Annotated in this window: 13 protein-coding genes; 3 read left to right on the top strand and 10 right to left on the bottom strand. The window is 53.6% G+C overall.

From position 1 onward, the window contains the following. Positions 1–116: 116 nt before the first annotated feature. The 3 genes from tyrB to dnaB form a co-directional block, all read right to left on the bottom strand. A complete protein-coding gene (gene tyrB, locus GHC22_RS21745; RefSeq protein WP_153753891.1) occupies positions 117–1310 on the bottom strand; it encodes an aromatic amino acid transaminase in 1194 nt (397 codons plus the stop codon). Between the two features lie 128 nt (positions 1311–1438). Next, positions 1439–2518, bottom strand: a complete 1080-nt coding sequence (gene alr / locus GHC22_RS21750; protein WP_153753892.1) for an alanine racemase — start codon at positions 2516–2518, stop codon at positions 1439–1441. A gap of 214 nt (positions 2519–2732) precedes the next feature. Further along, positions 2733–4148, bottom strand: coding sequence for a replicative DNA helicase (gene dnaB, locus GHC22_RS21755; RefSeq protein WP_153753893.1), 1416 nt, complete (start codon positions 4146–4148; stop codon positions 2733–2735). Between the two features lie 64 nt (positions 4149–4212). On the opposite strand from dnaB, the gene GHC22_RS21760 reads away from it, so the two are divergent. Continuing rightward, entirely contained in the window at positions 4213–5196 is a 984-nt protein-coding gene (locus GHC22_RS21760) for a quinone oxidoreductase (protein ID WP_008786924.1), read from the top strand. A 179-nt stretch (positions 5197–5375) separates the two neighbouring features. Here the strand turns inward: GHC22_RS21760 and pspG are convergent, their stop codons facing one another. The 3 genes from pspG to GHC22_RS21775 all read right to left on the bottom strand — a co-directional run bounded on the left by pspG (position 5376) and on the right by GHC22_RS21775 (position 7346). Next, positions 5376–5618, bottom strand: a complete 243-nt coding sequence (pspG, locus tag GHC22_RS21765) for an envelope stress response protein PspG (protein WP_003031713.1) — start codon at positions 5616–5618, stop codon at positions 5376–5378. Between the two features lie 133 nt (positions 5619–5751). Beyond that, positions 5752–6750: a tRNA dihydrouridine(20/20a) synthase DusA gene (dusA, locus tag GHC22_RS21770; RefSeq protein ID WP_048236349.1), complete on the bottom strand. Its 999-nt coding sequence runs from the start codon at positions 6748–6750 to the stop codon at positions 5752–5754. 107 nt (positions 6751–6857) lie between these two features. Further along, positions 6858–7346, bottom strand: coding sequence for a cupin domain-containing protein (locus GHC22_RS21775; RefSeq protein ID WP_003031710.1), 489 nt, complete (start codon positions 7344–7346; stop codon positions 6858–6860). 115 nt (positions 7347–7461) lie between these two features. Between GHC22_RS21775 and zur the strand changes: the two genes are divergently transcribed. Beyond that, the gene (gene zur / locus GHC22_RS21780) at positions 7462–7980 is read left to right on the top strand and encodes a zinc uptake transcriptional repressor Zur (RefSeq protein WP_003031709.1); all 519 of its coding nucleotides are present in this window, start codon (positions 7462–7464) and stop codon (positions 7978–7980) included. Between the two features lie 48 nt (positions 7981–8028). On the opposite strand, the gene GHC22_RS21785 is transcribed toward zur, so the two are convergent. From GHC22_RS21785 to GHC22_RS21800, 4 genes are all read right to left on the bottom strand, one after another. Continuing rightward, entirely contained in the window at positions 8029–8238 is a 210-nt protein-coding gene (locus GHC22_RS21785) for a CsbD family protein (protein ID WP_003031706.1), read from the bottom strand. Positions 8239–8374: 136 nt separating this feature from the next. Next, positions 8375–9694, bottom strand: coding sequence for an MATE family efflux transporter DinF (gene dinF / locus GHC22_RS21790; protein WP_079935026.1), 1320 nt, complete (start codon positions 9692–9694; stop codon positions 8375–8377). Between the two features lie 131 nt (positions 9695–9825). Then, positions 9826–10434 carry a transcriptional repressor LexA gene (gene lexA / locus GHC22_RS21795; protein WP_003826596.1) on the bottom strand — a complete coding sequence of 203 codons (609 nt, stop codon included), beginning with the start codon at positions 10432–10434 and terminating at the stop codon, positions 9826–9828. Positions 10435–10543: 109 nt separating this feature from the next. Continuing rightward, on the bottom strand, positions 10544–10912 hold the full coding sequence (locus GHC22_RS21800; RefSeq protein ID WP_003826594.1) for a diacylglycerol kinase: 369 nt from the start codon (positions 10910–10912) through the stop codon (positions 10544–10546). Positions 10913–11082: 170 nt separating this feature from the next. On the opposite strand from GHC22_RS21800, the gene plsB reads away from it, so the two are divergent. Next, entirely contained in the window at positions 11083–13503 is a 2421-nt protein-coding gene (gene plsB / locus GHC22_RS21805) for a glycerol-3-phosphate 1-O-acyltransferase PlsB (protein ID WP_008786919.1), read from the top strand. Positions 13504–13525 lie beyond the last annotated feature (22 nt).

Raw genomic sequence — 13525 nt, forward strand, 5'->3', positions numbered from 1 at the left:
TACCCCTTAGGGGGAGGGAAAGGAAGGATTTTCTCTGGTTTTGTCCTGGAAAAGGAGCACGATCACATTGGAAAACAGGCCTGATGGCGCGACGCTTATCAGGCCTGCAAAGTCGGTTACATGACGGCGGCAAGTGCCTTCGCCACGCGCTGCACGTTACCGTGATTCAACCCGGCCACGCACATGCGACCACTGGCGATCAGGTATACACCGAACTCATCGCGCAGACGATCAACCTGGGCTGCGCTAAGCCCGGTATAGCTGAACATCCCGCGCTGTTGCAGCAGGTAGTCAAAGTTACGGCCTGGGATCTCCGTATTCAATACGTTAACCAACTCCTGGCGCATCGCCAGAATGCGGGTACGCATCTCTTCAACTTCCGCCAGCCAATTGGCTTTCAGCGCGTCATCACCCAGTACCGCGGCAACTACCTGCGCACCAAAGTTTGGCGGGCTGGAGTAGTTTCGACGCACCGTCGCTTTTAGCTGCCCCAGCACGCGGCTAGCGGCTTCAGCGTCTTCACATACCACTGACAGTCCGCCGACACGCTCGCCGTATAAGGAGAAAATCTTCGAGAATGAGTTACTGACCAGAGCGGGCAATCCGGCGCTGGCAATGGCGCGAATCGCATAGGCGTCGTCTTCCATTCCACCACCAAAGCCCTGGTAAGCAATATCCAGGAACGGGATCAGATCGCGTGCTTTCAGGATCTCAATAACGCTATCCCACTGCGCAGGCGTTAAATCCGCCCCTGTCGGGTTATGGCAGCACGGATGTAGCAGCACGATGCTGCGCGCCGGTAGGGTATTCAGCGTTGCCAGCAGGTCGTTGAAACGCACACCGTTGGTCGTGTCGTCATACCATGGGTAAGTGCTTACTTCGAATCCGGCACCTTCAAAAATCGCGATATGGTTTTCCCAGGTCGGATCGCTGACCCACACGCCAGAATCAGGGAAATAACGTTTCAGGAAGTCTGCGCCAACCTTTAACGCACCAGAGCCGCCCAGCGTCTGAATGGTTGCGACGCGCTGCTGCTGGAGAACCGGATGTTCTGCGCCAAATAGCAGCGGCGCAATAGTATGACGATACGTGTTCAGACCTTCCATCGGCAGATACAGCGAAGCGCCATGCGGTTTGGCATTGAGGCGGGCTTCCGCTTCCGCCACAGCTTTAAGCTGAGGAATAATGCCGTCTTCGTTGTAATACAGGCCGATGCTGAGATTCACTTTGTCGCTACGTGAATCTTCTTTGAAGCGCTCCATGAGCGATAAGATCGGGTCGCCGGCGTAGGCGTCAACTTTTTGAAACACGTGTGGTTCTCCGGGTTTACAGGCAGGGGTTACGAACACAATAAACCGGAAGTGGGAGAAGATCGAGAGGATGTTGAGAGGAATATTGCCGGAAGGCGGCGTAACCACCTGTCCGGCACATCATGCTGCTAATCGATATACTTCATCGCTACCCTTGAGGTCAGGCGCGTAATAAGTTCGTAAGCACTTACTTTCGTCATTTCAGCAATGCGTTCAACGGGCAAGCCCTCGCCCCACAGAATCACCGAATCACCGGCTTTATCCTGCGCTTCGGGGCCTAAATCGACGCAAATCATATCCATCGCGACGCGACCGACGATCGGCACTTCACGGCCATTGACCAGTACCGGCGTCCCCGAAGGCGCTGCGCGCGGGTAACCATCGCCATAGCCCATCGCTACCACGCCAAGACGCGTGTCACGCTCACTCAGCCAGGTTCCCCCATAACCAACCGGCTCGCCCGCTTTGTGCTCACGCACCGCAATCAGGCTTGAGGTCAGCGACATTACCGGCTGGCAGCCAAAATCAGTACCGATGGAGTGATTTTCCAGTGGCGATACGCCATACAGAATCAGCCCCGGACGCGCCCAGTCGAAGTGAGACTGCGGCCACAGCAAAATACCACCCGACGCGGCAATCGAACGCTGCCCCGGTTTGCCTTCACAAAAACTGTTGAAGATATCGAGCTGTTTTTCGGTCGCGCCACACTCAGGCTCGTCCGCACGAGCAAAGTGGCTGACGATATTGACCGGCTGACGCACGTTTTCACACTGTGTTAAGCGCTGATAAAACGCCTCGGCCTGCTCAGGGCGTACGCCCAGGCGATGCATACCGGTATCGAGCTTCATCCAGACGGTAACGGGTTCAGCCAGTTTAGCGGCTTCCAGGGCTTCGAGCTGCTCCTGGTTGTGGACGGCAGTATGCAGGCGCTGCGCGGAAATAGTCGGCAGATCGGAGGCATCAAAAAATCCCTCCAGCAGCAGGATGGGCTGCGTGATCCCTCCCGCTCGCAAGCGCAGGGCTTCTTCAAGACGAGCGACACCAAAAGCGTCCGCATCGGGGAGCGTTCGCGCGGTCTCTAACAGACCATGGCCGTAGGCGTTCGCTTTCACGACCGCAACCAGTTTGCTGGCTGGAGCCAGTTCACGCAGACGTTGCAGGTTGTGTCGCAGAGCGCGGCGGTTAATGACTACAGTTGCCGCTTGCATTTGTATTCCTTAATAAAAGAATTTCCTAAATCATTCGTGTTGCAGGACAAAAACGCTTTGGCGTTTTTGAACAGCGCCTGCGCTGGCCCCGAAGGGGCGAGGACGCAGTCCGAGTCACGCGACAAGCCAGAGAATCCCCGGGAGCTTAGTAAACTAAGTGACCGGGGTGAACGGGCGTAGTCAACGCATCTGCAGCATGAAGGATGACGGAGATTTATTCGTCGTCGTATTGTGGGCCCGCATAGTTATCGAAGCGCGACCACTGACCGTTAAACGTCAGGCGCACCGTACCGATCGGGCCGTTACGTTGCTTACCAATAATGATTTCTGCGATCCCTTTCAGGTCGCTGTTTTCGTGATAAACCTCATCACGATAGATAAACATGATTAAGTCGGCATCCTGCTCGATGGAGCCAGACTCACGCAGATCCGAGTTGACCGGACGCTTGTCGGCACGTTGTTCCAGAGAGCGGTTAAGCTGCGACAGCGCCACCACCGGTACATGCAGTTCTTTCGCTAACGCTTTCAGCGAGCGGGAAATTTCAGCAATTTCCAGCGTACGGTTGTCGGAAAGCGACGGCACGCGCATCAGCTGCAGGTAGTCGATCATGATAAGTCCGATACCGCCGTGTTCACGGGCGATACGACGGGCACGCGAACGCACTTCCGTTGGCGTCAGGCCGGAAGAGTCATCAATATAGATGTTTCGTTTCTCCAGCAAAATACCCATTGTTCCGGAAATTCGCGCCCAGTCCTCATCATCCAGTTGACCGGTACGGATTTTAGTTTGGTCTACGCGTGAGAGCGAGGCCAGGGAACGCATCATGATCTGTTCTGAGGGCATTTCAAGACTAAAGATAAGAACCGGCTTATCCTGCAACATCGCCGCGTTTTCGACGAGGTTCATTGCAAATGTCGTTTTACCCATCGACGGACGCGCGGCGACAATAATTAAGTCTGACGGCTGCAAACCAGCAGTCTTTTTATTGAGGTCGTCATAACCGGTGTTCACCCCGGTGACGCCGTCGTGCGGTTGCTGGAACAGCTGCTCGATACGCGCGACGGTGGCGTCGAGCACGTCAGTAATATTTTTCGGGCCTTCGTCTTTATTAGCGCGGCTTTCCGCGATTTTAAAGACACGGGATTCTGCAAGGTCCAACAGATCTTCACTGGAGCGTCCTTGCGGATCAAAACCGGCTTCCGCGATTTCGTTTGCAACTGAAATCATGTCACGAACAACGGCGCGTTCGCGGACGATATCCGCATAAGCGCTAATATTCGCCGCACTTGGCGTGTTTTTAGACAACTCAGCCAAGTAAGCAAAACCGCCGACGCTGTCCAGTTGTCCCTGAACTTCCAGCGACTCTGCCAGTGTGATCAGATCGATGGGTTTTCCCATCTCCTGCAGGCGATGCATTTCCGTGAAGATATGCCGGTGCGGACGGGTATAAAAATCTTCCGCCACCACACGCTCGGCGACATCGTCCCAGCGTTCGTTATCCAGCATTAAACCGCCCAACACCGACTGTTCCGCTTCAATCGAGTGCGGCGGTACTTTCAGCCCGGCGACCTGGGGATCGCTCTCACGAGCATCAGTCTGTTGTTTGTTGAAGGGTTTATTTCCTGCCATAGTGAATGGAGTTACCGAGATAATGATTGGGTCGAAAGATTACCACATTTCTTTTGGAGGAAGCATGGCAACACGTATTGAATTTCACAAGCATGGTGGCCCTGATGTACTCAAGGCGGTGGAGTTTACGCCCGTAGACCCGGCGGAAAACGAAATCCAGGTCGAGAACAAAGCGATTGGGATCAACTATATCGACACCTACATCCGCAGTGGTCTTTATCCACCGCCTTCCCTGCCCAGCGGGCTGGGTACCGAAGCCGCCGGCGTAGTCAGCAAAGTTGGCAGCAAAGTGACACACATTAAAGCTGGCGATCGCGTGGTGTACGCCCAGTCTGCTCTTGGCGCCTACAGCTCAGTGCATAACGTTCCGGCCGATAAAGCCGCCATCCTGCCTAACGCTATCTCGTTTGAACAAGCTGCCGCCTCGTTTCTTAAAGGGCTAACCGTTTTTTATCTGTTACGTAAAACCTATGAAATTCAACCTGATGAGCCGTTTTTGTTCCATGCGGCTGCGGGCGGCGTCGGCATGATTGCCTGCCAGTGGGCAAAAGCATTGGGTGCGAAGCTGATAGGTACCGTCGGCAGTGCGCAAAAAGCGCAAATTGCGCTGCAGGCTGGCGCATGGCAGGTCATTAACTATCGTGAAGAGAGCATTGTTGAGCGAGTGAAAGAGGTAACTGGCGGTAAAAAAGTGCGGGTGGTGTATGACTCGGTGGGGAAAGATACCTGGGAAGCCTCGCTGGATTGTTTACAGCGCCGGGGATTAATGGTCAGCTTTGGTAATGCTTCCGGGCCGGTTACTGGCGTGAACTTAGGCATTCTGAACCAGAAAGGTTCGCTATACGTGACCCGTCCTTCTCTACAGGGTTACATCACCAATCACCGCGAATTAACCGAAGCCAGCAATGAGCTTTTCTCGCTGATTGCCAGCGGAGTGATCAAAGTGGATGTCGCGCCTGGTCAAACGTTCGCACTGCACGATGCACAGCGTGCTCATGAAGTACTGGAAAGCCGCGCCACGCAGGGATCGAGTTTGCTAATTCCTTAAGATGACGGGGAAAGAAAGAATTAGGGCTTCCCGCAGGAAGCCCTTTCTTTTTTTAGTTCGGCTGTATGTAGGGTACAGCTCGATGAATTCGTTAACCTGGCAATAGTGACAGATTTGATAATCAATTCCTATTTGGTTCTAAAGGCAATGTTGCAGGTTGTGACGTACCGCTCAATACCTTAGTAAAACCGGCGGTTATTGCGCTGATACTGTGGGACTTTTGGCGCTTTTATCGCCTTGATCACCCACACCACAGCAACAGCCAGTAGCAGCCAGGGCAACAGTTTAATCATCAAGGCAAATAGTCCGCCCAGAAACATCACGGCGGTGGCTACGACCAATGCGGCCAGAACGCCCAGCAAAGATACGCCGGTGACCATCAGCATGATAAAAAATCCAATCACAAAAAGTAGTTCCAGCATGGCTCTCTCCCGAAATGAAATTCTCTCCATTGCTTTACAAGAAACATGCCAAAAATAATGCGTTGATTTATAAAGAAAACGCCCCGCGACAAAGCGCAGGGCGTGGTGAAATTAACTAACTTTTGGTGAAAACTTAACGCTTGTCTGCCACCAGCTTCAGCGCATGCTCCAGAACGTTAATATCTGCCCCGGCTTTATGTGCATTCTCGCTCAGATAGCGACGCCACTGACGGGCACCAGGGATGCCCTGAAACAGCCCCAACATATGGCGTGTCACATGTCCCAAATAGGTTCCCTTACTCAGTTCACGCTCAATATACGGGTACATGGCACGCACCACGGCGACTGGATCGGTATCTTCGGTGGTAGCTGCAAAAATCTCGCGGTCAACGGACGCCAGAATGCCTGGGTTTTGATACGCCTCACGCCCCACCATCACGCCATCCATATGTTGCAGATGAATTTTCGCTTCTTCCAACGATTTAATGCCGCCGTTGATCGACATCGTCAGATGCGGAAAATCACGCTTTAACTGATAAACACGGTCATAATCCAGCGGTGGAATTTCGCGGTTTTCTTTCGGGCTTAACCCGGACAGCCAGGCCTTGCGGGCGTGAATGATAAACATCTCACATTCGCCTTTGCCAGATACCGTGTTGATGAAATCGCAGAGGAATTCGTAGCTGTCCTGGTCATCAATGCCGATACGAGTTTTCACCGTTACCGGAATCGACACCACGTCGCGCATTGCTTTGATGCAATCGGCGACCAGTTGCGCATTCCCCATCAGGCAGGCGCCAAACATACCATTCTGTACGCGGTCGGAAGGACAACCCACGTTGAGGTTAATTTCGTCGTAGCCCCGCTGTTCAGCGAGCTTTGCGCACTGCGCCAGCGCCGCAGGATCGCTCCCGCCCAGTTGCAATGCGACCGGATGTTCTTCTTCGCTATACGCCAGATAATCGCCTTTACCATGAATGATTGCCCCAGTGGTTACCATCTCCGTATAGAGCAGCGTCTGGCTGGACAGTAAGCGCAAAAAGTAGCGGCAGTGTCTGTCCGTCCAGTCGAGCATCGGCGCGATAGAAAAACGATGAGCGGGAAAAGCGGTAGACTGAGATTCAGGCAGCATGGCGAATATTCAAGCATCCGGTTAAAAAAGGGGCGCTACTATAGCATAGACCGTTACGATAGTGAGCCACATCCTCACGGCTCACTCCCCCTGACCCTAAACAAACGCTATTTACGCCCCGGTTTTCCGTCGTGAGATCCAAAAAACTGCGGCGGATGGTCGACCCAGCGATCCTCACGTGTAGCGGCATAGACCGGGTTAAGCGGATAATAAATGCGGTTGTATTTTTTGTTCGCCTCACCCACGACTAACAGGCGCACCTCTTCACTGGTGTTATTGATAAAGGTATGGCACACGCCTGTACCTGCCGGGAAACCGACGCTGTCGCCCGGTTCCAGCTTCCATAAATACCCGTTAATCCAGGCCTCAGGATAACCTTCCAGCACGTAGATAAATTCTTCCTCATCGCTTTCGGCGTGCGGGTACGACGTGCGCCGACCCGGCGGCAGGCGTTCATGATGAATGCCGAGTCGTCCTAACCCCAACTTGCGGGCAAGCGGCGCGCCAATAGCAAATAGCTCATCGCTGTCAGGATAAGTGGAGTCATCAGCCCCCTCAACCTCACGCCAGTGGCGAATACAATCGGGTCTTTTCATGGTTATTTTCCAGTATTGCGATGCGTCAGGTATAGCACACCACGGTGGATCTCGGCGTTTTAAGCAGAACATGTTAAAGTAAGGGATTAACCTTCCACGCAAATCGAGGCGCCAAATGGACAAAACCACTACGCAAGAGTTATTGGCTCAAGCTGAAAAACTCTGCGCGCAACGCAACGTGCGGCTTACGCCACAACGCCTCGAAGTACTGCGCCTGATGAGCCTGCAGGAAGGTGCGATCAGCGCCTATGACCTGCTCGACCTGTTGCGGGAAACTGAGCCACAGGCTAAACCACCTACCGTATATCGTGCGCTCGATTTTCTGCTGGAACAAGGTTTCGTGCACAAGGTGGAATCCACCAACAGCTATGTGCTTTGTCATCTGTTCGATCAGCCAACCCACAGTTCAGCAATGTTCATTTGCGACCGCTGTGGCGTGGTAAAAGAAGAGTGTGCGGAAGGCGTGGAAGACATCATGCATACACTAGCAGCAAAAATGGGCTTTGCACTGCGGCATAACGTTATTGAAGCCCACGGGCTGTGCCCGGCCTGTGTGGAAGTTGAATCTTGCCGCCATCCTGGCGAGTGCCAGCATGACCATACGATTCAGGTGAAGAAGAAAGTTGGGCGCTAGGTAAGCGGGAGAGCGTACATCCTTGTACTCTCAGGAGGGAAGGGTTAATTACCAGCGGTAATCATTACGTTTTTCCCAATCGTTAACTTCTTTCTCCGCCTGATCTTTCGCGTAACCGTAACGCTCCTGGACTTTACCGACCAGTTGGTCACGTTTACCTTCAATGACCGTCATATCATCATCGGTCAGTTTGCCCCATTGCTCTTTCACTTTACCTTTAAACTGCTTCCAGTTGCCGCCGACTTCGTCTTTATTCATCATCAAGTCCTCATCGTTAGGTTGTGAATAGCGAGAGTGCCATGTCCAGACACATGCTGTTTTTGCTGGACGTGAGAATAAGTGTAGTCAGTGATTCTGGGTTTTATTTACTATTCGGAATTTTTAACCATCCCGCTCAGGCAAACCAGGTTCCATTACGCCAGTGACGTCGCCAGATAAAGGCCAGTGAAAGCCCGCGCAACGCCAGGAAAACGGTTAACGCCAACCACAAGCCATGGTTTCCCAGCCACGGCAAAGTCAGCAGCGTTAATGCGAATCCTGTGGCAGCAACGGCCATACTGTTGCGCATTTCTGCCGCGCGCGTCGCGCCAATAAACATTCCGTCGAGCAGATAACACCAGACACCCACCAGCGGTAACACCACCTGCCAGAAAAGATAGCGATCGGCCAGCTGTTGGATCTGCGGCAGCGAGGTCAGCAGCGCAACAATCTGCTCGCCAAACAGGGCATAAACCAGCGAAAACAAAATAGCCACAATACCGGACTGTCGGCAGGCCGCCCGCCAGACGTCCAGCAACTGGCTACCGTCTCGCGCCCCATAGGCCTGGCCCGAATGCGCTTCCACGGCATAGGCAAATCCATCCAGCGCGTAGGCGGTAAAGGTTAACAGGGTCATCAGAACGGCATTAACCGCAATGATATCGCCTCCCAGACGCGCACCCAGCACCGTGATTGCGCCAAAACAGAGCTGCAGCAGTAGCGAGCGCAACATGATGTCACGGTTAAGCGCCAGCAAACGGCGGAAGTTGCCACGCCACGCCTGCTTCAGCATTGCCAGCGAAATTCCGCGCATATGCAGGACTTTGCGCACCATCATCAGGCCGATCAGCAAGGTGGCATATTCAGCAATCACCGTTGCCAGTGCCGCACCTTGCACGTTCATATGCAGGCCCATCACCAGCCATATATCGAGCACAATGTTGAGAATATTACCGACAATCAACAAGATAACCGGCGCACGCGCATACTGAACGCCAAGCAGCCAGCCGAGCAGCACCAGATTCGCCAGCGAGGCGGGTGCGCTTAACCAGCGAATTTCGAGGAAACGTCGGGCCTGCTCCAGTACCGCTTCACTTCCGCCAACAATGTGCAGAGCCAGATCGATAATCGGCGTACGAAAAAGTGCGATAAGCAACCCTGCTCCCAGCGCCAGCATGAGCGGCTGCACCAGTGCGCGCGCCAGCGCCTGCGGATTTTTCGCACCAAATGCCTGGGCGGTAAGACCGGTGGTGCTCATGCGCAAAAAAAGCAGCAGCATAAAAAGAAAACTGGTTGCCGTAGCACCAACCGCAACACCGCCAAGATAGACCGGACTATCCAGATGACCAATCACCGCGGTATCCACCAGTCCCAGCAGGGGAACGGTGATATTGGAAAAGATCATGGGTAAGGCGAGGTGCCAGAGTGCTTTATCAGAAGAGGTAAAGAAAGGCATACAGGAGGGCCTGAGAAGAAGTTAGACGTACTGGATAATGTGATGCAGGCCCGGCAAGCGCAGCGCTACCGGGCACGTTGCCGGATGGCGACGTCATCGTCTTATCCGGCCTACAGGGATTCAACAGAAAATTACAGCCATTCACCGTTACGGATGACGCCTACTGCCAGCCCTTCAATAGTGAAGTTTTGTTCGCGCAGGTCGACAACGATAGGTTTGAATTCGCTGTTTTCTGGCAGGAGTTCAACCTTGTTTCCCTGCTTTTTCAGACGCTTAACCGTAACTTCATCATCAATACGGGCAACAACAACCTGGCCGTTACGCACGTCCTGGGTTTTATGCACAGCGAGTAAGTCACCGTCCATAATCCCGATATCTTTCATCGACATACCGCTAACGCGCAGCAGAAAATCGGCGTTCGGTTTGAACAGTGAAGGATCGACCTGATAGTGGCCTTCAATGTGCTGCTGCGCCAGAAGTGGCTCACCGGCTGCCACGCGACCAACAAGCGGTAACCCTTCTTCTTCTTCCTGCAACAGTCGAATACCGCGCGATGCACCGGATACAATTTCCAGCACACCTTTACGCGCCAGCGCTTTCAGGTGTTCTTCAGCTGCGTTTGGGGAACGGAACCCCAAACGCTGCGCGATCTCCGCACGCGTCGGTGGCATACCTGTCTGGCTGATGTGATCTCTAATGAGATCAAACACCTCTTGTTGCCTGGCCGTTAACGCTTTCATTCCGCCCCCTGGGTGTATATACAGTTATGCTGTGAGTATATACAGCTAAAGGCGAATTTGGAACCGCAAACTGCACAAAAAACAGGAGATTTATGCAGTTGTGGAAGCCTTATCGCAAATGCGACCACAACAGGATGCCCCAGGTGATTAGAGCGACAAAAATAGACAGCAATACCGCCGCCGACCCCATATCTTTCGCCCGACCGGAAAGTTCGTGGTACTCAGAACCAATACGATCAACCACCGCTTCAATCGCACTGTTGAGGATTTCAACGATCATCACCAGCATCACAGAACCAATCAACAACACGCGGGTAATTGCATCAACATCCAGCCAGCAGGCGATGGCGACGCCCAGCAGGACGGCAACACTTTCCTGACGGAATGCCGCCTCATTAATCCATGCGGCGCGAAAACCTTTCCAGGAATAACCTGCAGCTTTGATAATTCGGGTGAATCCAGTGGTATTATTGGCCATCAAAAAGAACCTTTTTACATTATTAGCGTCAATGTCATTGTAACGTTACCCCGTTTGTTCAGGGTGTGGCAAAGCAGCGCGAAGTATGACCGGATACCACAGAAATTCACTAAACTTTCTGATATCCTTGCAGCGCATTTGCATTATTAACCAGAGGCTTTACATCGTTTATGTCCGGCTGGCCACGAATTTACTACAAATTACTGAATTTACCATTAAGCGTCCTGGTAAAAAGCAAGTCTATTCCAGCAGAACCTGCTCCGGAATTGGGACTCGATACTTCGCGTCCCATTATGTACGTCCTACCGTACAATTCGAAAGCAGACTTGCTGACGCTGCGTGCCCAATGTCTGGTGCACGACCTCCCCGATCCCCTGGAACCACTAGAGATAGACGGAACGCTGTTACCGCGCTACGTGTTTATTCACGGCGGTCCGCGTGTATTCACCTATTACACGCCGAAAGAAGAGTCCATCAAGCTGTTCCACAACTATCTCGACTTGCATCGCAGCAATCCGGATCTGGATGTGCAGATGGTGCCAGTTTCGGTGATGTTTGGCCGTGCGCCAGGGCGTGAAAAAGGCGAGGTCAATCCGCCGTTACGTATGCTAAACGGCGTACAGAAATTCTTTGCGGTGTCCTGGTTGGGTCGCGACAGTTTTGTCCGCTTCTCCCCGTCGGTCTCTCTGCGCCGTATGGCGGATGAACACGGTACGGATAAGATCATCGCTCAGAAGCTGGCACGCGTGGCGCGTATGCACTTTGCTCGCCAGCGCCTGGCCGCTGTCGGCCCGCGCCTCCCTGCCCGCCAGGATCTGTTTAATAAGCTGTTAGCTTCAAAAGCGATCGCTCGTGCGGTAGAAGATGAAGCGCGCAGTAAAAAAATCTCCCACGAAAAAGCGCAGCAAAATGCCATTGCGCTGATGGAAGAGATTGCCGCCAACTTCTCCTACGAAATGATTCGTCTGACGGACCGTATTCTGGGCTTTACCTGGAACCGTCTGTATCAGGGGATTAACGTTCATAATGCTGAACGTGTACGCCAGTTGGCGCACGATGGGCATGAAATCGTGTACGTTCCGTGCCACCGCAGCCATATGGACTATATGCTGCTGTCGTACGTTCTGTACCATCAGGGTCTGGTGCCGCCGCACATCGCAGCCGGTATCAACCTGAACTTCTGGCCCGCGGGTCCGATTTTCCGCCGTCTGGGCGCGTTCTTTATTCGTCGTACCTTCAAGGGCAACAAGCTCTATTCCACCGTATTCCGTGAATACCTGGGCGAGCTGTTCAGCCGCGGTTACTCGGTTGAGTACTTTGTCGAAGGGGGCCGTTCACGTACCGGTCGTCTGCTCGACCCGAAAACCGGCACGCTGTCGATGACTATTCAGGCGATGCTGCGCGGCGGTACACGTCCGATTACTCTCGTTCCGATCTACATCGGCTATGAGCACGTAATGGAAGTGGGCACCTACGCAAAAGAGCTGCGTGGCGCGACGAAAGAGAAAGAAAGTCTGCCGCAAATGCTGCGTGGCTTAAGCAAGCTGCGTAATCTGGGTCAGGGCTACGTCAACTTTGGTGAACCAATGCCATTGATGACTTACCTCAACCAGCATGTGCCGGAGTGGCGTGAATCTATTGACCCTATCGAGTCTATCCGCCCGGCCTGGCTGACGCCGACGGTGAATAACATTGCCGCCGATTTGATGGTGCGCATTAACAACGCAGGCGCGGCCAACGCCATGAACCTGTGCTGTACTGCTTTACTGGCATCTCGCCAGCGCTCTCTGACCCGTGAACAGCTGACCGAACAACTCGACTGCTACCTGAGCCTGCTGCGCAACGTGCCGTATGCTGCGGATTCGACGGTGCCGGCACAGAGCGCCAGTGAACTGATCGACCACGCCTTGCAGATGAACAAGTTTGAGGTCGAGAAAGACACTATCGGTGACATCATTATTCTGCCGCGCGAGCAGGCGGTATTGATGACCTACTACCGCAATAACATTGCGCATATGCTGGTTCTGCCTTCGTTGATGGCAGCCATTGTGACTCAGCATCGTCGTATTTCACGCGCCGCGTTGCAGCAGCATATTGATGCGCTGTACCCGATGTTAAAAGCGGAGCTGTTCTTACGCTGGGAGCGTGATGAGCTTGCCGGGGTGATTGACGAACTGGCCAGCGAAATGCAGCGCCAGGGACTCATCACCCTGACCGATGACGAACTGCATATCAATCCAGCCCGCTCCCGCACGCTACAGCTGCTGGCGGCAGGTGCTCGCGAGACGTTGCAGCGCTACGCCATTACCTTCTGGTTGCTGAGCGCGAACCCGTCCATCAACCGTGGCACGCTGGAGAAAGAAAGCCGCACCGTGGCGCAACGCCTCTCAGTGCTGCACGGCATTAACGCGCCGGAATTCTTCGATAAAGCCGTGTTCAGCTCTCTGGTGCTGACGCTGCGTGACGAGGGATTCATCAGCGATACCGGAGATGCCGAACCGGAAGAGACGATGAAGATCTATCAGATGCTGGCCGAACTGGTCACGTCAGATGTGCGTCTGACCATCGAGAGCGCCACTCAGGGCGAGTAAGCATAAAAAAACCGGTCGGAAT

Source organism: Citrobacter sp. H12-3-2 (genome assembly GCF_009649895.1).
Lineage (GTDB): Bacteria > Pseudomonadota > Gammaproteobacteria > Enterobacterales > Enterobacteriaceae > Citrobacter > Citrobacter portucalensis.